20 protein-coding genes, 1 tRNA gene and 1 pseudogene are annotated in these 24,216 nt (G+C 54.6%); 8 read left to right on the plus strand and 14 right to left on the minus strand.

Annotated elements, in window-relative coordinates; all coding sequences use genetic code 11:
* Positions 1-83: 83 nt before the first annotated feature.
* From OS190_RS11885 to OS190_RS11900, 4 genes and pseudogenes are all read right to left on the minus strand, one after another.
* Positions 84-1,148, minus strand: a pseudogene (locus OS190_RS11885) (aminotransferase class V-fold PLP-dependent enzyme); the annotation flags it as partial.
* Between the two features lie 598 nt (positions 1,149-1,746).
* A complete protein-coding gene (locus tag OS190_RS11890; protein WP_267158926.1) occupies positions 1,747-2,340 on the minus strand; it encodes an exopolysaccharide biosynthesis protein in 594 nt (197 codons plus the stop codon).
* An 80-nt stretch (positions 2,341-2,420) separates the two neighbouring features.
* A complete protein-coding gene (locus OS190_RS11895) occupies positions 2,421-4,067 on the minus strand; it encodes an FAD/NAD(P)-binding protein (RefSeq protein WP_267158927.1) in 1,647 nt (548 codons plus the stop codon).
* 139 nt (positions 4,068-4,206) lie between these two features.
* Positions 4,207-5,496: a phospholipase D-like domain-containing protein gene (locus OS190_RS11900; RefSeq protein ID WP_267158928.1), complete on the minus strand. Its 1,290-nt coding sequence runs from the start codon at positions 5,494-5,496 to the stop codon at positions 4,207-4,209.
* Here OS190_RS11900 and OS190_RS11905 point away from each other — a divergent pair, their 5' ends adjacent.
* A complete protein-coding gene (locus OS190_RS11905; protein WP_267158929.1) occupies positions 5,497-5,991 on the plus strand; it encodes a hypothetical protein in 495 nt (164 codons plus the stop codon).
* A 193-nt stretch (positions 5,992-6,184) separates the two neighbouring features.
* On the opposite strand, the gene argE is transcribed toward OS190_RS11905, so the two are convergent.
* From argE to OS190_RS11920, 3 genes are read right to left on the minus strand one after another with little or no spacing between them, the layout of a single operon-like run.
* Positions 6,185-7,351 (minus strand): acetylornithine deacetylase, encoded by a 1,167-nt coding sequence (gene argE, locus OS190_RS11910; protein ID WP_267158930.1) that lies wholly within the window; start codon positions 7,349-7,351, stop codon positions 6,185-6,187.
* A 4-nt stretch (positions 7,352-7,355) separates the two neighbouring features.
* Positions 7,356-8,540, minus strand: coding sequence for a M24 family metallopeptidase (locus tag OS190_RS11915; RefSeq protein WP_267158931.1), 1,185 nt, complete (start codon positions 8,538-8,540; stop codon positions 7,356-7,358).
* Positions 8,541-8,562: 22 nt separating this feature from the next.
* A complete protein-coding gene (locus OS190_RS11920) occupies positions 8,563-9,936 on the minus strand; it encodes an aspartate aminotransferase family protein (protein WP_267158932.1) in 1,374 nt (457 codons plus the stop codon).
* A 337-nt stretch (positions 9,937-10,273) separates the two neighbouring features.
* On the opposite strand from OS190_RS11920, the gene OS190_RS11925 reads away from it, so the two are divergent.
* Complete coding sequence (locus tag OS190_RS11925; RefSeq protein WP_267158933.1) at positions 10,274-12,085, plus strand: CHASE domain-containing protein; 1,812 nt, start codon at positions 10,274-10,276, stop codon at positions 12,083-12,085.
* A gap of 13 nt (positions 12,086-12,098) precedes the next feature.
* Entirely contained in the window at positions 12,099-12,512 is a 414-nt protein-coding gene (locus OS190_RS11930; RefSeq protein WP_267158934.1) for a response regulator, read from the plus strand.
* Positions 12,513-12,834: 322 nt separating this feature from the next.
* On the opposite strand, the gene OS190_RS11935 is transcribed toward OS190_RS11930, so the two are convergent.
* A complete protein-coding gene (locus OS190_RS11935) occupies positions 12,835-14,196 on the minus strand; it encodes a caspase family protein (RefSeq protein ID WP_267158935.1) in 1,362 nt (453 codons plus the stop codon).
* Between the two features lie 138 nt (positions 14,197-14,334).
* Here OS190_RS11935 and OS190_RS11940 point away from each other — a divergent pair, with 138 nt between their 5' ends.
* Entirely contained in the window at positions 14,335-14,736 is a 402-nt protein-coding gene (locus tag OS190_RS11940) for a hypothetical protein (protein ID WP_267158936.1), read from the plus strand.
* Positions 14,737-14,759: 23 nt separating this feature from the next.
* Here the strand turns inward: OS190_RS11940 and OS190_RS11945 are convergent, their stop codons facing one another.
* A complete protein-coding gene (locus tag OS190_RS11945) occupies positions 14,760-15,425 on the minus strand; it encodes a hypothetical protein (RefSeq protein WP_267158937.1) in 666 nt (221 codons plus the stop codon).
* Positions 15,426-15,531: 106 nt separating this feature from the next.
* Here OS190_RS11945 and OS190_RS11950 point away from each other — a divergent pair.
* Positions 15,532-15,608: transfer RNA gene (locus OS190_RS11950), tRNA-Met, on the plus strand.
* 246 nt (positions 15,609-15,854) lie between these two features.
* On the opposite strand, the gene tcuA is transcribed toward OS190_RS11950, so the two are convergent.
* A complete protein-coding gene (tcuA, locus tag OS190_RS11955) occupies positions 15,855-17,333 on the minus strand; it encodes an FAD-dependent tricarballylate dehydrogenase TcuA (RefSeq protein WP_267158938.1) in 1,479 nt (492 codons plus the stop codon).
* Between the two features lie 57 nt (positions 17,334-17,390).
* On the opposite strand from tcuA, the gene OS190_RS11960 reads away from it, so the two are divergent.
* The 3 genes from OS190_RS11960 to OS190_RS11970 are packed head-to-tail and all read left to right on the plus strand — an operon-like array spanning position 17,391 to position 19,760.
* Positions 17,391-18,041: a GntR family transcriptional regulator gene (locus OS190_RS11960; protein WP_267158939.1), complete on the plus strand. Its 651-nt coding sequence runs from the start codon at positions 17,391-17,393 to the stop codon at positions 18,039-18,041.
* Positions 18,038-19,066, plus strand: a complete 1,029-nt coding sequence (locus OS190_RS11965; protein WP_267158940.1) for an AbrB family transcriptional regulator — start codon at positions 18,038-18,040, stop codon at positions 19,064-19,066. The genes OS190_RS11960 and OS190_RS11965 overlap by 4 nt, the downstream gene beginning before the upstream one ends.
* Positions 19,067-19,085: 19 nt before the next feature.
* Entirely contained in the window at positions 19,086-19,760 is a 675-nt protein-coding gene (locus tag OS190_RS11970) for a transporter substrate-binding domain-containing protein (RefSeq protein ID WP_267158941.1), read from the plus strand.
* A gap of 7 nt (positions 19,761-19,767) precedes the next feature.
* Here OS190_RS11970 and OS190_RS11975 read toward each other — a convergent pair whose 3' ends face one another.
* The 4 genes from OS190_RS11975 to OS190_RS11990 are packed head-to-tail and all read right to left on the minus strand — an operon-like array spanning position 19,768 to position 24,161.
* Positions 19,768-20,745 (minus strand): D-2-hydroxyacid dehydrogenase family protein, encoded by a 978-nt coding sequence (locus tag OS190_RS11975; RefSeq protein WP_267158942.1) that lies wholly within the window; start codon positions 20,743-20,745, stop codon positions 19,768-19,770.
* Positions 20,742-20,981: a hypothetical protein gene (locus OS190_RS11980; protein WP_267158943.1), complete on the minus strand. Its 240-nt coding sequence runs from the start codon at positions 20,979-20,981 to the stop codon at positions 20,742-20,744. The genes OS190_RS11975 and OS190_RS11980 overlap by 4 nt, the downstream gene beginning before the upstream one ends.
* Before the next feature lie 50 nt (positions 20,982-21,031).
* Positions 21,032-22,120 carry a 4-oxalomesaconate tautomerase gene (locus tag OS190_RS11985; RefSeq protein ID WP_267158944.1) on the minus strand — a complete coding sequence of 363 codons (1,089 nt, stop codon included), beginning with the start codon at positions 22,118-22,120 and terminating at the stop codon, positions 21,032-21,034.
* 13 nt (positions 22,121-22,133) lie between these two features.
* Positions 22,134-24,161, minus strand: a complete 2,028-nt coding sequence (locus tag OS190_RS11990) for a tripartite tricarboxylate transporter permease (protein WP_267158945.1) — start codon at positions 24,159-24,161, stop codon at positions 22,134-22,136.
* Positions 24,162-24,216: the final 55 nt, after the last annotated feature.

Here is a 24,216-nt window from a genome sequence, read left to right on the forward strand (position 1 = left end):
CGCCTTTTACGCAGGTTAAGTACATCTTTGGTAATCTGAAAAACGGTATCGATAGCGGCTTCGTCGGTCACGTTGCCGGGAGATAGACGCATGATCGGTCCGCGAAAATCCACAGCGTATCGCTCAAGCCCAAGGGCACCGACCACGGCAGCGGCTTCTGCCTTGTTTGGCATGCGCAACATGATCGATCCGCCCCGGCGTGCAGCGTCGCGCGGTGAATAGAGCGGAAGGTCCAGATCATCCGCATGGGCGATGATCTGATCGATCAAACGACGGTTGTGGGCAACCATTTCAGCATGATCTTGCGCGGCATGCCAGCGCATCGCTGGCAGGGACGCCACAGCGGCAATCGACCCGGGGGTGCCGGAATCAAAGCGGCGCACATCAGGCGCATATTCAAATTTGTCCAGGTCCCAGGAAAACGGGTTGTTCTGTGAAAACCAGCCGCGCGCCTCTGGCTGCAATTCGAGTGCCAGCGCCTTGTCTACATAGAGAATTCCGGCACCCGGTGTCCCGCACATCCATTTCAGGCTGGTAGAGACAACAAAATCGACCTTTGGTGACAAGGCATCAAAGGGGATCAGTCCCGCCGCCTGGGTTATATCCGCGACCATGAGGCTGCCCATGTCGCGCCCGTGTGCCACAAGCGCATTCATGTCAGCGCGCGCGGATGCCACAGAGGTCACCCATGTCAACAGGGCAAGGCCGACGTCTTGCTGCCAATGATCGATATAGTCCTGGGTTTCGACCCATGCTTTGCCCGCGCTCAGCGGAACGGTGTCCAGAATGAAGCCCATCTTTGCTGCCAGACCAGCCAGCAGGAAATGTACCGAAGGGAAACAGTCGGCAGAAACCAGAACGCGTTTCCCTTTGAGGCTTCCTTCAGGGAGCGACCGCATCAACATATGCATGCCCCCTGTTACGCTTTCACAAGTTGTCAATGACCCTTTGGGTACATTGATCACCCGACGCCAGTAGTCGATGAAATCCTGTCGCCGTTGCAGGACATAGCCCCATTGTTTGTCATTCGCTTCGCCCCAAATCTCGGCAAATTCAGACATGGCCGTTTTCAGGTCATCCTCTTTGCCGGGGTACATGCCGATTGAGTGGTACAGGAAATATCCTGATGCCGAGTTGTTGGAGGTCATTGTCGCTTCTTTCAAACAAAGGCATTTGGCGTGAAGGGGTCGCACCCGCGCCAAGCCTGAACAACATAGTCACGCCGATGAACTTTCAGCAACACGAGACACAGCGGTTTTCTGAAGTATTTTTAATTAGCGCGGCTGGTCTTCGCAATTGGAATAGCTGTCTGAATATTCAAAACAACCATGGCGGCATCGGTCAATGCAGCCGAAATTGCACAACCCTCATGCGCATTGCAGAAAGCATCGGGCGAGGTTTCTGCCCTTTTTCTGGCGGGGCATACTTGAAATGATCAAAGGATGGATCGGATCTGAACCTGGGCCAATGATCCGTTGGATGATCCAGAACAATCGCTGCAAGGGGTAGACGTGGGCGTCATGCTGTTTCCGGCGGGTGGCAGTCTTAAGATGATGACGGACAGGGCTAGATTACCGCATTGAAAGGGGCCTGGATCGGCGTATTTTTTTTGGGGGGTTTAGCTGGCGGCAGCTTGAGCTGATTTGTGCCTTTATCGAGCCTGGCGCAGCATGCAAGGGTTTGGCAGAGCGCTTGTATTTGCCAAAGTCGCGCCCGGCCAGGCGCGAAGTTGTAACAGGCCCTTGATTAGCCAAAATGGCCCAGACCCCAGATCGTGATCGGCACGGCCAATAACAAGGCAAGTGCAATCAGCACCAGTGCACCGTCACGGGTTAACATGCCGGCAGCAAAGAGCGCGATGATGGTAGAAGCTATCGAACCAGAAGCCGGTATGACTTCCATAAACGGCATTATGATTGTCAAACACAGGATCAGGATCAACGGCAACCATAGCCAAGGCCGGTGAAATACAAAGGTGAGGCGCACCTTGAGAAACCTTTCGACAAAGCGGACAGGTTTGCGCAACCATTTGATGCCCTTTCCTAATGTCACTGTCGAAATATGACGGTGCATCAGAAAGCGCGGCAACCAGACCGCTTCGCGTCCTGCGATCATCTGGACTGTCAGAATACAAACAACCAGCGCAACGGCGGAGGTTACGCCGGGAATGGCACTGGCCGGAGATGTGCAAATCAGTGAGAATATCAGCATGAGCGAAGAAAACGAACTGGGCCCAATTGCACCGACAACATCTCCAAAAAGGATTTGCTTTCCGACCAGAGATTCCTCCAACCGGTCCAGAACATCGCTAAGGGCGTGGGTCTTGTCTTGCGCCATCATGCGCCTCCTGGTTGAGAAAGGCGGGTCCGCCTGTTTAAGGTTCCAACGCTATTGGCTTCATAAACGACGGGGAGGAAGGATCAAGGTTGTGAGCGACGGATGACACCTGCGGCCCAACGCTGGGCCGAAGCACCAAAACAATCGTTGATCGAATCCACGGCAATGACGCTACCCAGAGACAGGCGGCCCAAAAGACATAGACCTTTAACCACGGCACCCGTTGCGGTTACCACTTGCCCGTCTGGGATGGTCTTTGCGCCGGACCCTTCATAGAACTCATGAAGGAAGTTTTGCGATCTGAGTTGAACGACAAACGGATCAGTGATTTTTTGCAATGACGGCGGTGCCAGCACCGCATTGATCATGACCGAAACTGTTGCGGCCTCCCCATCGTCGAAAAGTTGCCATCCCTCGTCTACCATGGCGACATCTGGGTCATCGACGACTGACAGGCTGACAAGGCCGCAGTCAATCAGAGCCAGCATCGCACAGGCAGAACTGAGTGGCGGACCATAGGCATATCGTTTCAATCCTTCGTCCAAATCTATAAGCGCTCGGGCTGTTTCCGGAGATATTTGTGCACTGTTGAACCCAATTCGCAGTTCATTCTGCAGCTTTCGCCAGATTTGCCCGATGACATAGCCGATCGTCGGGGGCACCGATCCGTTGGCCATAGCAATGCCCTGCTTCAGAGTATCAACCGGTGCATGAGTTTCCTGATCGCCGGGGGAAGTGCGCTCTGTTTGCAACCATTTCCGGATGTCAGAAACATCACCATCCATTCCCATTGTCGATCCGATCCGAAAGGTAGGTGCGACCAATGCGTCACAAATATGATCAAGCGCCTGATCATGGGGGAGACTAACCGCGTTCTTCAAAACAAGCAGAAATTGTTCGATTTCCACCCGCTGCAATGAATAATCTTGGTCTTGACGCGCATTCTCGGGCTTGGGAAAGGGCGGCTGTCCATTCAGGGAGAATGCGAAAATACGGTCAGGTTCCTTGCCGGATTTATGATAGACATTTTTTTCGAACCTTCCTCCCTGACCGGCGGTCAGATACCGCAGCACATCAAAGGTCGAAAGACCGAGACCACGAATGCCAACTTTTCGACCGGTCCAACCCTTTGCGGCGTCAAGAACATTCTGGTCTGGATAGGCTTGAATACAGTCCGCATCACTTTGCCGCGAGTGTTCAACCCACGAGGCCCATTGGGCGTCATATTCTGTTTGTGGTTGTCCCGGAACAAGCAGGATTTCATCAAATGGGCCGTGTTCATTTGCTGTTGACGTAACATGCCAACCGGTTTCATCGCGCCGTATTGCGGTTGCGCAGTCATGGTAATCGGATAGGGTGAGCATCGCCTTGAACGTTGTTACAACATCTTGAAAGCGTTGTTGAAGATAAGAGCCAAGCTCCGCACGGGGCGCATAACGATCAATGTCATTATGGTCTTGGCCCGCTTGCCATTCCGGAAATCCACCACAAGCCAAGATTAGTTCGGTATCAAGTTGCACATCGCGCGTCGGCGTGTTGAGCAGCCCCAAGATGGACTGACCGGGATCAAAATTCGGCCCAGCGCCGCCAAGGTCCAATGGATCAAAAACGCTGAGGTTCACAGTTCTGTTATGAAGCGCACATTGGTTGAGCAGTGCCTCAAGCGCCCCTAACCCACGCGGGCCCATGCCGATAATGGCGACTTTGATCGCGGATTTGTTTGTGGACATGATCGCACCTCTTGTTCAGATGATAAGCGTACAAAGAATTCGCATTTGGCTGAGCACGCATCACTTCTGATATGGCGATTGATGTTGAGTGTTCTTGCCAGACGGTAAAGGCGTTCAGACAGGGTAAAGCCGACGCATCCTATTGGCGAGGATTGCCGCGTCGCCATTTCCATGCTTGCCATCCCAATAGGCCGATAGCGACAGCGGTGCCGATCAGGGCCACATGCCGCGGGCGCATGCCCTTTCCCGCTGTAGAAACCTCTCTGGGGGTATAGCGTTGATCCATCATTCGGGTTTTGGCCAGAATCTTTCCGCGCAGGTTTTCAGGTCGCTTTTTGATGCTGCGCAGACCTCTTTCTGTTTCGCTGTTCAACTCATCAATGGTTGCGATGAGGGATGCGTGTCTTTTCAGGGTTTGATCAAAGTGGTCGATCCCAACCCCCAAATGTTCGGCGAGCAGCCTTGACCGTGTATGCGAGATCAAATCATTCTCGCCCTTCAACGCCACGTTACATTCCGTGTCAAACCCCATGGACCGGTCGTTGATGTTACTCGACCCCAGGTGGATAACCGTCTGGTCTACGATCATGATTTTTGCATGGACGTAGATGGGTTCCTGTGCGGCGTTTACAGGATAATAAATCCGAAACCTGTCTTGATGATCGACGCTCTGAAGTTTTTCAATCATTCTGTTGCGCAGGACATGCATGGCGTCATTTTCAAAATCGGACTGCGCGGCCTTGGGGTTAATGACGATGACCTCCGGCCCACATTTCTCTTCCAGCCGCGCAGACAGGGCATCGCAAATTGATTTCGCCGTAAAATATTGAGACTCAATATAAATTACGTCTTTCGCCGATTTGATGCTGTCGAGAAACAAATTCTCTATTTCGTTCACGAGACGCCGATCCCCATAGGGGGGCTCTGTGCGGGCAATGGCGATTTCCAGATTGCGCCCGCAGGTATCCAATCCTTCTGGCCAAATCGGGCGATCCGGTACAGGCGGCCGCTCCAGCTGCTCGCCTGTGGCGCGCTCCCATCTTTTACGTGACAGATCGGACAGCGCTGATGCGGCCGCTCCGGTCATCGCTGATGTGACATCGTGCCAAGGTTTTGCCGGAGAACCATCTTTGCAAACCCGTCGTGGGTCATCCGGAAGGTGTTCGGATGTATCCCACCTGTTTTCGGTTGCATCAATCCCGCCGCAAAACGCAAAGCTATCATCGGCGACGACAATCTTCTGATGATGGCACGCGCCAAAGGGATGGTGGCCATCCAGGGCAAAGTGAATGCGATCACTGCCAAAGACGCTGAGCGCGACAGAGGGCAGCAGTCTTCCCGGAGCGACGACAACGGCTCCGTTCCATTTTAGCAGATACATTTGCAGTTGCGGCTTGAGCTCAATCACGGCTTCTAGAAAGGCACCCATTTGGTTTGGCAATCCATCTGGAGCCAAGCCGTCATCGTCGCTTTCGCCGGGCAGCATCTCGATCTCGAAATCGAAATCCCAACCGATCAGAAGCAATTGGTGCTGACAGTCTGCAATGACCTTTCTCAAATTCAGAAAATAATCGGCGCCATCAATGATAACCGCGAATTTTTTCGCTTTCTCGACCCTCCAGCAATTGACTTCGCTTTCGAAGAACGGGCTTTCCCTTGGGAGATCACTGTTTGGTTTGTTCATGAAATCATGCCTCCATTTCGCTGGTTGCCAAACCGGCGATCAAATGTCGTTTTACCAAGTACCTGCAGCATCAAAGGCGTTTGCGACCTGCCGTTCAATTCACCTGTCACGCCAACCCCCTTCATCAAAGCCAAGCCCATCTGGGAACAAACTGATGAGAGAGCCATCGAGTTCCTTTCAAGCGTTTTTGCACAGTCGCGGCACAAGATGCTTGGTTCACCGCTTGGTTGGAAACGCTGATAAGCCACGGTGGGGCACCTCCTCATCACAGGCGGCTTTGTTGCTGGCGTCAACCTTCTTCATTTCCAACGTCTGCCTTGCGGTGGAAGGCAGGTAGATACCTGAAGATGCGCTGGGCCAGGCTTATATTGGTTTGGTCACGACGTGCGGGGTGTCATGATACGCAATACTTGTGACTTCGCCTTGCCAGGCTTCAGCACCCGGAGTGATCGGACAGTTCCGTGCCAAGCCTGTCCAACATGGTGAGGCATTGGGCAAGCTGATCGATCTCCAGATATTCATCTGCCTTATGAGCCTGGTCGATTGAGCCGGGTCCACAGACCACGACATCCATGCCAATTGCCTGAAATATGCCCGCTTCGGTGCCGAAAGGCACGACAGACGCGCTATTGGCACCTGTCAGACCGGCAACAATGCGCAGGGCTTCGTTATTGTCAGTAGGTGTCAGGCCGGCCACTTCGCCGATGACCTCGGTTTCGATCGAAGCGGATGGATGAACGGCGTGCATTGCGGGCAAAAGTACGTCGTTGCAATAGGTTTTCATCGCCTCCTTGACGAACTCGGCATCCCCGGCCTGCACCGGTCGCATTTCCCAGTCAACCTGCGCTTTCGAAGCTATGACGTTGTGGACCGTGCCACCATTCAACGCGCCGATGTTCAAGGTGGTGCAGGGCGGATCAAAGCGGCTGTTTTCTGGGGCCATGGTTTTTAGATGATCCCGCAGTTCCATCAACCGGCTGACATAGCGCACAGCATATTCGACAGCATTGACGCCAAGGTCCGGTGATGAACCGTGACCTTCCAACCCTTGAAATCGGGTACTGTATTCATGGCAACCCTTGTGCCCTTCAACAATGCCCATGCTTGTCGGTTCACCGATGATGGCAAGGGACGGTTTGAGCGCTCTCTCGATCAGGGTACGGGCAAGGTGGCTTGCACCGAAACATCCTGTTTCCTCATCGTAGGTAAAAGCAAAATGCAGGGGTCTGTTGCGGATGCGCTGGGCGAAAACGGGGGCCATCGCGAGGGTTGCCGCGATAAAGCCTTTCATGTCGCAGCTCCCGCGCCCGTAGAGACGGCCGTTTCGCTCAAGCAATGCAAACGGATCGCTGGCCCAGTCCTGATCGGTGACAGGCACTACATCGCTATGGCCTGATAAGACGATGCCGCCATCGCAGAGCGGTCCCAGTGTTGCAAAAAGATTGGCCTTTTTACCGCTTTCGTCTGCAAGAATGTCGACCTGGGCACCACAGTCCTGCAGCCGGCTGGCAAGATAGGCGATCATCTCGAGGTTGCTATCGGCAGAAACCGTGGGAAAGGCAATCAGGTCCGACAGGATGCGCTTGGTCTGTTCGATCACCACCTCAACCTTTTACAAACAGTTTGCGTTCAATGTCGCAAAGAGTTTCGGCAGGGCCTTCCGATCTGATCAGTATCGTTTCGGTGGTCTCCAATCCCCAGGTATCCATCCAGAGCGCCGGCATGAAATGAAAAGTCATGCCTGCCTCAAGAACGGTCTCGTCCTCAGTGCGGATAGAAGCGGTTCGTTCGCCCCAGTCGGGCGGATAGCTGAGACCGATAGGATAGCCCATGCGGCCTGATCGTTCGATTCCGTGCCTGGCCATTACCTGCATGAACGCTTGCGCGATGTCGCAGGTTCGGTTGCCCGCGCGTGCCATTTCAAGGCCCGCTGCGATGCCTTCGATCTGTGCTTCTTCGGCACGGCGCATTTCATCCGGGGGTGTCCCCAGGTAAATGGTACGACAAACCGGCGCGTGGTACCGTCGGTAACATCCGGACAATTCAAAAAAGGTCGCCTCACCCGTTCGCATCGGCGTGCCGTCCCACGTCAGATGGGCAGCCGTTGCATCCAATCCCGAAGGCGTCAACGGTATAATGGCAGGGTAGTCGCCCCAGTCATCCCCGACACCCGTGACACCGGCATGCATGATGTCTGCAACCAGATCGTTTTTGCGCACCCCTGGTGCTGCACGTTCCAGTGCGACCCCGATCACCTTTTCTGATATGCGGGCGGCCTTGCGAATGAATTCAATTTCAGCGGCCGATTTGACCAGACGTTGCCAGTTCACCAAGGCGGTTGCGTCGATAATATCTGCCTGTGGGAGTTCTTCGGTCAGAATGGCATGGGCTTTGGCAGAATAATAGTAATTCTCCATCTCTACACCGATCCGTGCACCTTCAAGACCGCGCGCCTTGAACTGAGCGGCCAGGTCCTGCATTGGGTGGATCTTGGTCGATTGCACAAATTGATCACCGTAGCCGACGATATTCTCCTGCTGCATCCAGCAGGTGCGACGTCCTCCCATCATATCCATGTGACGGCCCCACCAGATGGGATCGCCTTCCTGGGTCAAGATTACGCCCTGATGAACATAAAAGGACCATCCGTCATATCCGGTCAGCCAGGCTTGATTTGACGGATCGGTAACAAACAGCGCGTCCAATCCCGCCTCCGTCATTGCGGTGCGGGTCTTGGCGATGCGCCGGTCATATTCCGAAATCTCGAATGCAGCATTGTGTACAGCCATCAAATCGCCCTTTCAGAAATCATTACCCTAGAACCGATGCCACGGCTTGTTGCGTCGCCGTCACCACGTGATCCGCTTCCGAGCGCGTCAGGCAAAAAGGCGGCGCAAAGCCCAGGATGTCACCCTGGGGCATCGCCCGTGCGATAACGTTGTTTTGTTCCAGCATCCTGGCGGCGATTTGTGGCCCGATCTTGTCGGCAGCATCGAAGAAACGGCGTCCGTCTCTATCTGCCACGAATTCGACGGCGCAGAGCATGCCTTCGCCGCGTATATCTGCGACGTGGGGATGATCGGCAAAGGCGCTGCTCATTGCTGCATTCAGATAGGTCCCGACCGCGCCCGCATTTTCTACCAAACCCAGGCTGTCGATAAGGGCCAGGTTCGCCACACCAGCAGCGGCCCCGATGGGGTGGGCTGAATAGGTCCAGCCATGGCCAATGGGACCGTTTTCGTCGGTCCCTTGCTCCAACACCGCCCACATCTTTTCAGAAACGATGGACCCGGACAGCGGCGCATAGGCGGATGTCAGCCCTTTGGCGATGGTGATCAGATCAGGTCGCATGCCGTAGTGATCCGAGCCGAACATCGTTCCAAGGCGGCCAAATCCGGTGACGACCTCATCCGCGACCAGCAGAATGTCATGGCGATCCAACACAGCTTGGATCGCGGGCCAATACCCCTTGGGGGGAGGTACGATGCCACCGGTGCCAAGCACCGGTTCGCCGATGAATGCAGCGATTGTATCTGCTCCCTCGCGCTGGATCATGGTCTCGAGTTCGGACACGCAATGCGCCACGAATTCGGCTTCGCTTTGATTCAGATCAGCACGACGGAAATAATCGGGCGCCACGGTATGCAGCACTTGCGTCAGTGGCAGGTCGAATTTCTTGTGAAACAGTTCCAGACCCGTAAGGGATCCCGTCATCAACCCAGACCCATGATAGCCACGCCACCGCGAGATGATCTTCTTTTTGGCTGGGCGTCCGAGGATGTTGTTATAGTACCAGATCAGCTTGATGTTGGTTTCGTTCGCATCCGAGCCGGACTGACCGAAATACACTTTGGACATGTGATCGGGCGCACGGTCGAGCACCATTTTTGCCAGCGTAATTGACGCTTCTGTGCCATGCCCGACGTAGGAATGATAATAGGCCAGCTCCCGCGCCTGATCCGCGATGGCCTCTGCGATTTCGGGGCGGCCATAGCCAACATTTACACAGTAAAGCCCCGCAAATGCATCCAGCAAACGGTTGCCGTCGCGGTCCTGAATATGGCACCCTGAGGCACCAGTTATGATGCGCTGGGGTAGATTTCCACGTGCGAATTCTGCGAGATGGGTGGAGGGGTGAAAAAAGTTATCCCGATCCCATTGTTCAAGTTTGTCGTTGTGAAGCATGTCAGACCTCTGGCTTTGGCGGCGCGCCGCCTGATGATGAATGGAGCCAGTTGCGCATTTTGACCAACCCAAATTCAGGTTGGTGAGCAGATGGCTCCGCTCCCCAAGCAGCAGCGCGCAATGCCTTTATTGCCAAGGTAGTATTGAGCATGAAGCACGCTTGATCGTTCAAGATCAACTGCGTTTTGATGCAAGTGCTATTTTTCCTGACACTCCCAGGGCGGTGGAGAAAGGAAAAACGCCGCTACGCCTGCGGCTGAATGAGAATGGCAGGCATCTATGATGTATTAACTAGTTTGCCCCATAAGCTGCGCGAAACGCCATTCTGGAGCGACTGATGGTCGACACCCATGACAAGCCTTCTCAGCAGGAAGGGCAATTGAAGCTGTATCATATCATCGTGTTGGTGATTTCTCTGATTGTTACGGTGTCGGCCTGGCAATACTCGAAACGTCAGGTCGAGAACCAGACACAGCAGGTTTTCACCGCGGCGCGAGATCATGTATTGGGTTTGATCGTTGAGCGTATGAACAAATACGAAGATGCGTTGTGGGCCGGCGTTGCCGCACTCGAATCCCATGGCGGCGACATATCTCATGGTGGGTGGAAAACCTTTGCCCGAACCCTGCGGATTGAAGAGCGGTATCCAGGCATCAACGGCATCGGCGTAACACATTTTCACACGACAAAAACCTTTCATCGTTTTCTTGCAGAACAACGTCAGTTTCGACCGGCGTTTCGCACCCACCCGATGCATGAATATCCGATTTTCATGCCGATCACATATATTGAACCGGAAGAGGAAAATGCCGCGGCAATCGGGCTGGATCTGGCCCATGAACACAACCGGCGCTCAGCCGCCCTTGCTGCCAGGGATCGGGGCACGGCGCAAATCACCGGGCCGATAACACTGGTTCAGGATGCGGACCGGACCGCTGGTTTTCTGTTTTTTGCGCCGGTCTATCGGGGGGGCAAACAACCAGACATCGAACGCCGGCGCGATCGCTTTTTGGGTACTGTCTATGCGCCCTTTGTCGTTCACCGCCTGATGGAAGGGTTGCTGGCCAAGGAGTTGCGTCAGGTCAGGTTCAGCATCATAGACGAGGATGAGCTGATTTACGACGAACATAGTGCAGACGATCCTGTGCTGGATCCGTCGCCAATGTTCAGGGAAGAGATCCCATTGAACCTCTATGGCAGAACTTGGTTGCTGGACATCCGCACAGACCGTACATTTCGGCAGAACCACGATCTGTCCAAGCCGACCCTCATTCTTGTTGGTGGGCTCTTTGTTGAAGCCCTTATCGTGCTGCTTTTTATTCAAATGTCATGGGCAAACTCTCAGGCGGTTCGCTATGCGGATGATGTAACGGCCGACCTGCGCGAAAGCTCAAAGAAATTGAAGCAGGCCAATGCCGAACTTTCGGTCAAAAATGACGAATTGGAACGGTTCGCCTATATCGCCTCACATGACCTCAAGACTCCAATCCGCGGGATTGGCTGTTTGACCGAAATGATCGAGGAGGATCTCGAAGATTACCTTGCCTCAGATTTGGCCAATCCGGATGTTCCGATCAACCTGACGCGCATTCATGACAGGGTGGGCCGGATGAACGATCTTACCCAGGGAATAATGGAATACTCTCGGGTGGATGGCGGTATCATCAAGAGCAAACCAATCAATCCTGACAAGTTGTTTACAGCCTTATCGCTCGATTTCGGGTTGGAGCCGGGTCAATTGGTTTTGATAAGTGACGTGGAAACCATTGATGCGGACCCACTTGGTTTCCGGCGAGTTGTCGAAAACCTTGTCGGTAATGCGATCAAATATCACGATGGCGCAGAGGAACTCAGAATAATCGTCACAATCGCCCATGCCGGGGAGCGATGCCAGGTCACGGTTAAGGATAATGGCCCGGGCATCGCTCAGGAGTTTCACAAGAGGATATTTGAAGTGTTTCAAACCCTCCGTTTACCTGGAGCGCCTGAAAGCACGGGTATTGGCCTTTCAATCGTAAAAAAGACGGTCGAACAACACGGCGGCACGATCAATCTGATGTCGTCCCCTGGGGCAGGGGCGACATTCGGTTTTGATTGGCCTTTACCTGAAAAGCCCGCGCTTTCGCCGGGTATGGAATGGGTGGCATGACATGAAACAAGCGATGAATATTTTGTTGGTTGAGGATGACGACATTTCTGCCGAAATCCTCAAACGCGGACTCAAGAAAATGGGCGCCACCAATTCCCTCGTGCGCGCGAGGGACGGTGTGGAGGCGCTGCAGCTCTTGACGGAGGGGCTCGAGGACCAACCGTTGCCGACACCCTTTGTAATCTTGTTGGACATCAACATGCCGCGGATGAACGGGCACGAATTCTTGAAGACGCTGCGCACCACTGAGGGTATCAAGGATGCGCGCGTTTTTGTCTTTACTACCTCAAACAGTAAAGAAGACGTGGGCCTTGCCTATGAACAACATGCCAATGGCTATATCGTGAAACCCAACTGTTCGTCGGATCTCCAGGAGGTCTTGGACACGCTTCAAAGGTTCTGGGATATTTCCGAAAACCCGAAGTGAGCGAGGATGCCTCTGGCACCTATGCTGACTATATTGTGGCACTTGTTGCGGTAAGGCCGATACCTTGTGTCGAAAGATGTACGAAACTTGTTGGCCAGCCTCCTGGGGCCATTGCCGCGACATTCAGCAGATGCCCTTGGCTCACCGAAATTGCACGCGCATGAATTGCTGCGCGCCGCCCATAGGCGCGCGAACGTGTGTTATTGCAAGTGATCTCGATCTGAAGACTTACCCCACCTCAAAGGACCGGATGTTCATCGCGCTTCACCCTGTGCCCATTTCCCCATGATGCGGTTAATGCTTGAAGCGAACCGCCTCTGGATCATTGGCAATAGGTAGAACCATTCAGGGTAAAACAACTGGATGAGGGTTTCGAGGTCGACCGTCTTTGGGTTTTGGCAACCGGAGGAGAATAGCATAACCCTTTTGAGGAAAGACGCTGACCGGCAGGGCATGTTTTTCGTACGCAGGCATCGTTAACCTTGTGCTCTGTAACCTGGCACACCAATGGACAAATCTTTCCGCTCAACCTCTCCATTTGACGCAAGAGAGGCACGGAAGGCTCCTGTGTTGCCTCAATCGTAGTGGGGGCGTGTTTCACCAGGCGCGCCAGGGCATCTCGGCTTTTGCGCCCCCAAATGCCGTCTTCGTTTCCGGCATCACAGCCCAGACGGTTTAGCGCTGCCTGTGATTTCAATACCAGTTCGCGCTCTGACATTGAGGTGTCGGGACTGCTGGCGCTTTCCATTTGCGGCAATTGTGCCCTTGGCACTGTTTGTCCGGCCGTCGACGGGACTGGTTCTGTCACCGGGGCTGGCAGGACAACGGTTTCGGGTGCGGGCGCAACGACGACCTCAGGTGTTGGGGATGGTTTCGGAACCGGGGCAGTTGTCTCTTTCGGCGGCAGCGGGCGGAAAATAAAACTGCCGGTGAGCGATGAACTGCTCCAGGGCACCTGTTGCCCACCGGTTTCTTGCATCACATCGCGCCGGACACTTCGCATCATGATCTCGACATCCAGATCAGGCGTTGCCATGTGATCCAGCAATGCCGCGGTGAACGGACTGTGGCGCCCCTCACCGTCCAGAGCGACATTTCCCGGTTGGGTCGAATAGGCAATCAATGTGCCAACTCCCGTGTCAATGGGGGCCAATCCGCGCCCGACAGCAACCGACCGCGTCCCCATATTCAGGGAAAGGTTGCGCGCAATCGGGTTGTCACGGCAAGCATCGAGAAAGACCAGATTGGTGCGTTGTTCACGCTCCATGAAGCCCAGGATATCGTTCAGGTTGATCGTCTCGAATTTCAGATCTGCTTCATCGCGGATGTTTGCATCAACAGGGACCAGATAGTTGACACTCCCGACCTCCAGCCCGTGACCTGCATAATAGAAAGCGGCGGCATCGGCGTCTTGCGCGTGCCGCGCAAAGTCGCGGATCAGATCCTCAAATCCCGTGCGGGTAAGGTCGTAGCCATCAAAAACTTCAAAATCCAGTTCGCGCAGTTTAGCGGCGATGGCTTCGGCGTCGTTGCGCGGATTGGCAAGCGGTTGGGTGTTTCGATATTGAGAATTGCCAACAACAAGTGCTACCCGGTCCGCGTGCACAGGTCGCGCAACGCTGAACAACAGCACAGCCATGACAAAAGAAGCCAGCAAGCGCGCATAGCCGCTCAACCCTACCATCGACACAATCCATTCGTCATTTGACTTTTGATCAAGATGACGCAAGCCTAACAGCGGGAATGTCCGGGAGTCGATAAACAAATCACTGGGATATTGCTCTGAGTTCTAAATTTCATCTGATGCTTTGGGGGGCAATTCATGAAAATTCGCAACGCTCGTTTTAACGCATCGGTGGTGTTTGGACTTGCTGCCCTGTTGATGATGACAGATGTCCATGCAGCCGATGCACAGAATACCCGCAACTGGGACCGACGCGTCGCCGTTGGCGAGGAAATGGAATTTCAGTGGCTGAACTATGATGAAAAGACCTGCAAGGATCGCGGCTATCCGCGTCTGATCATCAACACGCCGCCGAAGTTGGGCAGTTACCGGGCAGTGCGCCGAAAATTCACGCAACAGAACGGACGCTGCAAGGGAAAGAAGCTCAGCGTGTTGCTGGTGTATTATGTTGCCGGGCGCACAAAGGGGCGCGACCGCACATCCTATACCATTCGCGGGCACGGTGATATTCGCATCAACCTGCGGATGCGGGTCTACTGACGATTACCCTCATCCACGTGGTGTTAATCACAATATTCAGCACCGTCGTAGGTGAAACATTTTGAAGTGCCTTCACTGGCGTCTTTGTCGCAAACATTTTCGGCTGCATTGGCAAGGAGCATCAATAAACGAGCAGTCGGCTTGCCGGTTTGTGCTTCTTTGTCCGTCATTGTCAAAAAGTCCTCAGCCGCCCGTCGCTCGGGTTTTCCCCAGCCTGCGGCACCAACATCAACAAGACATCCCGTGCGTTGCAATTCTTGTCGGATCAAACGAATAAGCGTGGGGCGCGAGAGCGTTACCGTCGATCCTTCGGTAGCGTCCGAGGCCTGCGCGTGATGAAGCAACAAAGCCTCACCCGTCAAGATCGCTGCTGAGATTCCCAATGGGACAATCACCTTGGCGGTGTGTTCACGGAGTTGTCTTGAAATGGCTTTCAGCATTGACCGGACCTCTGGATTGCGATGTTTCAGAAAAGATTGACGGCATGATAGCAACCTTAAGCGATTGCATCCGTTTTTCGAGATATTTGTGATCGCTCCCGGTGGCTTTGCTAGGGCGTGAGCCTTGATGCTCGACTCGGGCAGGCGCAAACCCCCGCGCAGCTGTGCCGGGTGCGATGCCAAATAGCCCCGCAACCTGAGACAACTATGGTGAAACAGATCCCGTAGTAATTGGAAAACCCGTTCCAATACTGTCCTCAGTTGTATGACGAGGGGTCAAGGCAGTCTTTCGGTGAAACGAAGGGATTTTGCTCTTGTGGTCCCTGGCACTTGCTCGTATATCACCCGGACTTGGCGCGGGATGGAGCAGCCCGGTAGCTCGTCAGGCTCATAACCTGAAGGTCGTAGGTTCAAATCCTACTCCCGCAACCAAAAAAAACGCCAATTTGATCAAAGCCCGGAATTTGTATTCCGGGCTTTGATCGTTTTGTTATCGGTTGCCGGAAACCAGCAGCAAAGTCGGCTCAGCTTTCAGAAATGTCATTGTTTTTGGAGATCCCATACCGGGGTTGAGTGTGGTCGAACTGCTTGCTTTTTGCCGGCGTTATGATGCGTTGCAACCGGATGTGTCACTGAAACAGCAGCGGTGTCTGGCTGGCAGCTTGGCGATCGTCAAAATCAATCAGCTTGCGTCGCAGCGGCACCATGACCGGCACGGCGACCAAATACAGCACCGGAAGTCAGACCGGAGCCTCCGGGATAACCGGCGAAGAAGACACCGCCCACCAGTTCCCCACAGGCGAAGAGACCTTTGATCGGGTCACCCTTGTGCGAAAGGACGTTGCCATTTTCGTTCACTTTCAAACCGCCATAAGTAAAGGTAATTCCACCGGTGACCGGGAAGGCGCGAAAGGGGCCAGCGTCGAGTTTCTGTGCCCAATGGGATTTTGGCAAAGCAAGTCCTCTGGTCCCCTTTCCATCCAGTATAGTGGGGTCAAATGCAACGCTGTCATCCACCGAAGCGTTGTACGCACGCAGTGTTTCCAGGGCGGCGGACGCATCAACGCCTTCCATGCGTGCGGTCAGTTCCTCAAGGGTGGCTGCCTCGATAAAATGTGCATCATGAAAGCGGTATTCAGCATAGAGAAGATCAAAGACCTTGCTGTCAAAGATCTGCCAGGCGAATTGTCCGGGTTGTTCCAGGATCGCAGCACCGTATTGCGCATAGGTATAATTTCGGAAATTCGCACCTTCGTCGACGAAACGCGCGCCTTCAGCATTCAACATCACGCCAAGGAAATATGATATTTTGCGATAGTTCTTGCGTTCGCCTGGCGGCAGGTCAAGTCCGCCAAAATCCGCCATATAGAGGTCCATTGGTGTCGCATGACATCCCTCGTACAGACCATATTCGGCGGCGCCCGCCATTATGGCCATGCGCAGCCCGTCGCCGGTGTTGTGCGGGGTTCCACGTACCTTCGCGGCTTTCCAGTTCGGGCCCATATGCTTGACCCGCAATTCCTCGCTTGCCTCAAAACCACCGGAAGCAAGGATGACGGCATCCGCAAGGATGACTTCGGTATCTACTTTCACACCGATAACGGTTTCGCCATCGCAGAGCAGTTCGGTAACCGCACTGTTGTATCGCAATTTGCCGCCCATGCGCTTGACCGCGGCCAGTTCCATGTCAAACAACCCGACGCCCTCGTTCTGGGCTGACAGCGTCAGCCCCCCCCAAAACACATGGCGGCCGTTCTTTTCGAAACTTTGTCGGCTATAGATCGGTTCAAAAGTGACATCATGGGAGGCCAGCCATTTCATGGTTTCACCGGAATGTTCGACCAAGGTTTGTTGTTCGGGTGACAGGGGGCGGCCATCGTTGAAGCCAAGCAGATCCTGCGAGAATTTTTCGACCGTATAGCTGCCGAAATCGGTGTTCGACAGGCGCGGGTCCTTTGCATCGCGCAGCAAAGGCAGCAGGTCGTTCTTGTCCTCATAGGCGAACCGCATGGCACCGGCAGTGTATTTGGTGTTGCCCCCTGCCAGAGCGTCATCTGCTTTTTCCAGGAGCAAGACCTCGGCACCTTTCTCCAGTGCGGCAATCGCAGCGCAAAGAGCGGCATTTCCTGTCCCCACAACGATAACGGTTTTAGACATTGGCTTTCCCTTGGTTTGCAGTATTGTATCCCGGTGGATACAATTTGGATTGGTAGAATGGAAAATGCTGAGTTGCAAGATTTATCTCAGGGTGAACTGGCCTATCGGCGGCTGCACAAGGCCCTCCGGGACGGCCTGTTTCAACCCGGGGACCGTCTGCGCGAAGTCGACGTTGCCGCACAGTTGTCCTTGTCACGCACCCCAGTTCGCGAAGCCCTGCGCAAGTTGGAAAGCGACGGTATTGTAGAACACCGCGCTCGCATCGGCGCGGTGATCCGCAGGTTGACGCAAACCGAAGTGGTCGAATTATATGAAATGCGGGTCGTGCTGGAGCGGACCGCAGCCGAAATGGCGGCCAAACATGCAATTCCGGCGGAGATTGACGTGCTGGAGCATCTGAATGCCCGGATCGGAGAGGCAACAAACGATGTACCAACTGCCTCTGCTGTTAATCAGGATTTTCATCGCAGCATTTATCTGGCGACACGCAACCGGTTTCTGTTGGAATCCGCCAGAGCATTGAATAACGCGCTCATGCTGTTGGGACCAACGACGCTGGCTGATGAAGCACGAATCAAAACGGTCTATGCGCAGCACGCCCGGATCATTGAGGCGATCCGCATCGGTGATGTTTCCGGTGCCGGTGAAGCGGCAGAGAGCCACTTGCAAACCTCTTTGCGCCATCGGTTAAAAGTCATGAGCACATGAAACCGTTTTTTTCATCACTGGTCGTTGCGGGTATGGGTGTTGGTATTTTCCATGCTTTGCATTTGCCATTGCCCTGGTTACTGGGGCCGATTGGGGCCTGTCTGCTTGCAGCTTTAGTCGGGGTACCGATGCGCGGCAATGCCCTGTTGAGCAATGGCATGCGCACCATACTGGGGGTTGCAGTGGGGGCAACTTTTACCACGACGCTACTGTTGTCGATGGTAACCATGTGGCCAACCCTTGTCCTGATCCCCGTAATGGTAGTGTTTATCGGTCTGGTTGGTGTTCCCTATTTTCAAAAGATATGGAAATTCGATTTTGCCACCAGCTATTACAGTGCCATGCCGGGCGGGTTCCAGGACATGGTGCTTTTCGGGGAAGAGGCGGGTGCGGATGTGCGCACGCTGTCCCTTATCCATGCAACACGGGTCATGGTCATCGTTGTAACCTTGCCCTTTCTGTTACGCTGGGCATGGGACGCCGATTTGAGCAACCCGCCCGGGGTACCCGCCGCATCAATACCGATGCAACAATTGGCTTTGATGGTCTTTTGCGGGATCGGAGGCTGGCAACTGGCACGGCAAGTTGGCATGTTCGGCGCTTCGATCCTTGGCCCCTTGATCCTGGCCGCAGCCCTAACCTTGTCGGGCTTCCTGCATTTCCGTCCACCGGCCGAAGCGATCTGGGCGGCGCAATTCTTTATCGGAATGAGCGTTGGCACCAAATACGCCGGAGTGACGATGACAGAAGTGCGCACCTCTGTCATCGCAGGACTTGGATTTTGCGGCCTACTACTTGTTTTGACGGTCGTATTTGCAGAGATCATTTATTTGCTCGGACTGGCACCTGCGATGGAGACACTCCTTGCTTTCGCACCGGGTGGGCAGGCTGAATTGACCGTTCTGGCATTGATTGTCGGGGCTGACATGGCCTTTGTCGTGGCGCATCATGTGTTAAGGATTTTTGTCGTCATCCTGGGCGCGCCGCTCTTTGCACACTGCTTTGGTGGTGCAAGCCAAAATTAATCTGAAAGAGAGGGTCCAAATGCGATCAAAACTTGCAGATCTGGCACGGCAGGGTGCTCTGCGTATCGCAATAAATACCGGCAATCGCGCATTGGTTCAGGTCGATGGAGAGGATTTGACCGGCGTGAGCCCCGCCCTGGCCAAGCGTTTGGCGGCAGAAATCGGGGTGGCGATGTTACCGGTGATCTACGATGGGGCGGGCAAGGTTTTTGCGGATGCAGATCAGGATAGATGGGATGTCGCCTTTTTGGCGATTGACGAAAAACGGGCGCAAAAGGTCGCCTTTACCCGACCCTATATCATCATCGAAGCAACCTATGCTGTGCGCGCAGACACTGATCTTCAATTTATCGAGGAGGTGGATAGCGTCGGCACACGGGTGCTGACATCGACGGGTTCGGCCTATGACATGCATCTCTCAAAGACACTGAATAATGCAGTGCTGGAACGCGCAGGGACACCGCCTGAAAGTTTCGCTGATTTCCGCGATGGTCGCTGTGATGCTGTGGCCGGGGTCAGGGAATCGCTTGTCGATTTTTTCGGTGATGATCCTTCAGTAAGGATATTGCCGGGGGTGCTGGCTTCGGTGCGGCAGGCAATGGTTCTGTCTTCTCGGGACGACCCATCCATTGCTGCGCTTGACGATTTCGTGCGGCGCGCGATTGACGAAGGGTTCGTCGCAGCTGCCACGTAAAACAGGGTTAAGATCGCTTTGACCAAACCGTAGGGTTTATCATGTGGATTGGCTTGCCCTCGGCATAAGCATTGATTTGATCGAATATGTCGGAGAATTGCAAATCGAACTCGTCTTCAGTGACATAGCCGATATGTGGAGTGGCCAGTACATTGGGATGGATCAGCAGCGGGTGGTCTGTATTTGTCAGCGGTTCTTCGTCAAAGACGTCAACGGCTGCATAAATGCGCCCCTTGGCGATTTCTGTTTCCAGTGCACCCGGTTCGACAAGGCCTGACCGAGATGTGTTCACAAACAATGCACGTGGTTGAAGCGCCGCCAGATCAGCCGCAGTGACAATACCTCGCGTTTCTGGTTTCAGGCGAACATGGAGGCTGACGATGTCGGAGGTGGCAAAGAAGTCCGCCCGCGATGGTGCAATCGTTTCGCCTGCTGCCTTGGCACGTTGGCGGCCCTGTTCGGATGCCCACCATTGGATATTCATTCCCAATGCTCTTGCATAATGCGCGACAGCACCTGCAATCCGGCCATATCCGTACAGGCCCAAAGTGCGCCCGCGCAAAGTACGCCCGACACCGGATTGCCAGTGCCCCGCCTTGAGTGAGGCAGCCTGTTGTGGGATTTGGCGATAGCTGGCGAGAACAAGCGCAAGCGTGTGTTCGGCAGCCGCATAGGATGGGGCACCTGGATGCATGTTTGAACACAAAAGAACCCCGTTTTCGGTACAGGCATCCACATCCACATGAGGATATACGCTGCGTTGCGAGATTAATCTGAGGACCGGAAGTCGGGCCAGTAGATCGGCGCCAATACGGGTTCTTTCCCGAAACAGCACCAATGCCTCGGCCTCTGCAATCCGGCCGGAGAGCGCTTGTGGGTCAGGTTGGTGGTCAGTCCAGACCGTCACATCATGGTCGGCAAGCTTGGAAAAACAGCTCAATGTACGCAGCGTGTCAAACCAGTCGTCCAGAATATGAACCTTCATCGGCTTTCTACGCCCGCAGTCGCGGTTGGCGTTCGTGGGGTTGGAATAAATATGCTTTGCGTAAGGATCTGGAGCGCGCCACAAACTCTTTCACGTTCCGCCAAGAGATGGTTGAACTGGACGTCACATCCGGCGATCGGAGCAGGGTAGCCCGAAATTTCCTGATTCAAGCGTTGACGGGCGACTTGCAATTCCGCCCGGGCAGTCAGGATGCAGTTTTCGAAGTTCTCGGTCATGATCATTGCCCTCAGTTGTGTATACCATTGTATACCAATTTACGAACCCGTCAATTCCCGCGCCAGATATTGGAAGGCACAAAGACTTCGCCCGCAGCCAGTTTGCGCGCGGTCCGGACCAAGCCCGCGGCATTCAAGCTGAAGCCGGTCGCGGTGTTTTCGTAGTCAACCAAGACTTCGATCACGCCCGAGGCGTGTTCCAAAGTGATCTTTGCAGGAGTGCCGTTGGGTATTGCCGCCATCCCGTCGGCCACCGTGCCGGGGGCAAGGACACAAGAGGCAAGGCATTGAGCACCGGTGACTGCCATGGTGGGATGACATTTCCAGGGCATGAAATATCGCGCAGCAATTGTCCCTCCCTGCGTGGAAGGCGCAAGTAACCCGAACTTCGGCGTTACCGATCTGGACACATCGCCCATTCCCATCCGCTCTGCAGCCTGTTTGCGGATGGCCTCCATACGGGCATAAAAGGCTGTGTTTTCATCCAGCGCAGCGGCGGTTTCATATCCCGTCAAATCAAAACTTGCCGCCCGGGCAATGACCATCGGCATGGCGACATCCATACAGGTCACCTCGATCCCGTCGATGGTATCGACGAGATTCCCCGTCGGCAGAAAGGACCCGGTCACGCCGCCGACGGTATCCATGAATTGCAAAGCCACGGGGGCCGATGTCCCCGGAACGCCGTCGATCTCTGCCGTCCCTTCATAACTCACCCTATTGCCTGGGGTTTGCACCACGGCGACAACCTTTGCGCCGGTGTTGACCGCCCGGATATTGACGGTTGTTTCATTGCCCCTTGCCTCAACCAGCCCCATCTCGATTGCGGCAGGGCCGACACCTGTCAGGATATTCCCGCAGGTTGGTTTGAAATCAACCAAACGATCCTCGACACTGACCTGCGCGAAAAAGTAGTCCACGTCGGCCCAATCATCATCGGAACGCGAAAGCATGGCCACCTTGGTGGTGACCGCTGCGCCGCCGCCGATCCCGTTGATGTTGAGCGGATGTCCTGACCCCATGATTGCAATCAACACATCGGCGAGTTTTTCAAGGTCTTCGGGCAGGTCATTACGGTTCATATAGGGTCCACGCGATGTCCCACCACGCATGAACAAAAAGGGGATAGGCGTTTGCATCGTCACCAAAACCTCAATTGAAGGGCCAAGGAAAGTTCGTGTATTCCTGCAAGAGGCCCGGCGGGAAATCACGGTTCAGCAACCACGCCATGCCGCACATAAAGACGATGCCACAAGCCGTATAAATGATGGCATATATCGTGCTGACCCCGGCGCGGACCTTCATAAAGCTGAACAAGAAGGCACCAAGCGCAAGGATGAAGCCAAACAGGGCTGTCAGACCCAGAAGCGCGGCAAACCAGAACAGTGTCGGCCACAGCCTGTGTGACGCATCCGCATCCTCGCCGTTCAACTCGCGGTCGGCAAAGATCGTATTTGTCTCGGGTTTAAGCATCATTCGTATGATCAGTGCGGCACAGCCCAGCAGGCAAACACCGGCGACAAACATCGGGAAGGTGCGATCACGGCTGTAACTCGGGATGGATGCCGCATCATAGAAGGCATAGGCGATGTAAGCCGTAATGATCAAAAGAAAGACGAGCGGCGCGCGCTTTGAACCGGATTGCACGTCACCTTCTGCCAGAATGTTTTTGGCTTGGCGCAAACCCAAGACCACAGAGATGACTGTGATGATGAGGAGAATGATGACGATAGGGGAGAAAATATATTCAAAGCCTTCACCGAGGCTTTTGCGGAACTGGCTTTGCGCGATCTGTACCGCTTGGTTTGCATAGGTCTCTGCGGGGCGGGCCAAAACAAAACCGATCAGGAATGCGGGGCGCGACCAGTCAAAGCGGCGCATCATGATGCCCAGAAACCCGATGGCAAGCAGGGCCACGAGATCCATCAGGTTCTGGCCGGACTGAAAGGCCGCGAAGCTGATGATCATGAACAGGAAGGGTGCAAGCAATGCAAAGCGGATTGTCGTCAGTTTAGCGATGCCACCAGAGGCAGCAATACAGATGATCGTGCCGACGACATTGGCGAGGGCGAGCAGCCAAACGATGGAATAGGTAATGTCGAGGTTGTTCTTCAACATGGCCGGGCCGACTTCAATCTGGCCGGACCCCAGCAGCGCGATCGCACCGATGAAAATCGCCATGGAGCCTGACCCAGGGATGCCGAACAACAGGGTCGGGACAAGCCCGCCACCTTCCTTTGCATTGTTGGAGCTTTCCGGTCCGATGACACCACGCACTTCGCCTTTGCCAAACCGGGACTTGTCCTTGGTCGTTTGCACGGCGTGGCCATATGCGATCCAGTCGACGACGGAACCGCCAAGGCCGGGTATGACCCCTACAATCACGCCGATGATCGAACAGCGGACCGATAGCCAGATGTTGGCCCACCAGTCCTTGACCCCCTCCAGCCATCCGCCGCCAAGTTCTGGTTCCTGCGAGATGGCGCGGTCCTGTCTCAGCAGTGAAATAATCTCTGGAATGGCAAAGATACCCAGACCGACAATGACCAGCTTCAAACCATCTGTGAGATAAGGGAAATCATAGGATGACATGCGCAGATCACCCGAAGACGCGCCTTCGCCAATTGTGCCAATCAACATGCCCAAACCAGCAGCAACGATCCCCTTGATCGCAACACGCCCGGCCAGGATACCAACCATCGACAAACCGAAAATGGTGATCATCAACAATTCCGGTGTGCGGAATTCCAGCACGATTGGCCGCGCGATCAGGATGAAAACGGTCAGAAAGCTGGCACCGACAAGCCCGCCAAAAAGAGAAGAAGCAAAGGCCGCCGAAAGCGCCCGCGCGGCTTGGCCTTTCTTGGCCATCGGAAAACCGTCCAGGACCGTGGCCTGACTGGCAGAGGAACCGGGAATGCCCATCAGGACCGATGCGAATGTATCCGAGGTCGGAACGACCGCTACCATACCGACCATCAGCGCGAGCCCAAGGATGGGGTCCATGCCGAACATGAAAGGCAAAAGCAAGGAAAGCCCGGCGATACCGCCCAGACCGGGGAACACTCCGATACACAAACCCATCACAACGCCAAGAACAAGATACCCCAAGACGACGGGCTGAAGGATCAATTGCCAGGCGCTGCCAAGTGCCGGCAACGCTTCCATGATGATTTCCATGAATTCTATCCCCATTCTTGCTTGTGAAAACGCCCCGCCCGCAGAGCGGGGCGTT

It is taken from the genome of Sulfitobacter sp. F26204, assembly GCF_026410305.1.
Taxonomy (GTDB): domain Bacteria; phylum Pseudomonadota; class Alphaproteobacteria; order Rhodobacterales; family Rhodobacteraceae; genus Sulfitobacter.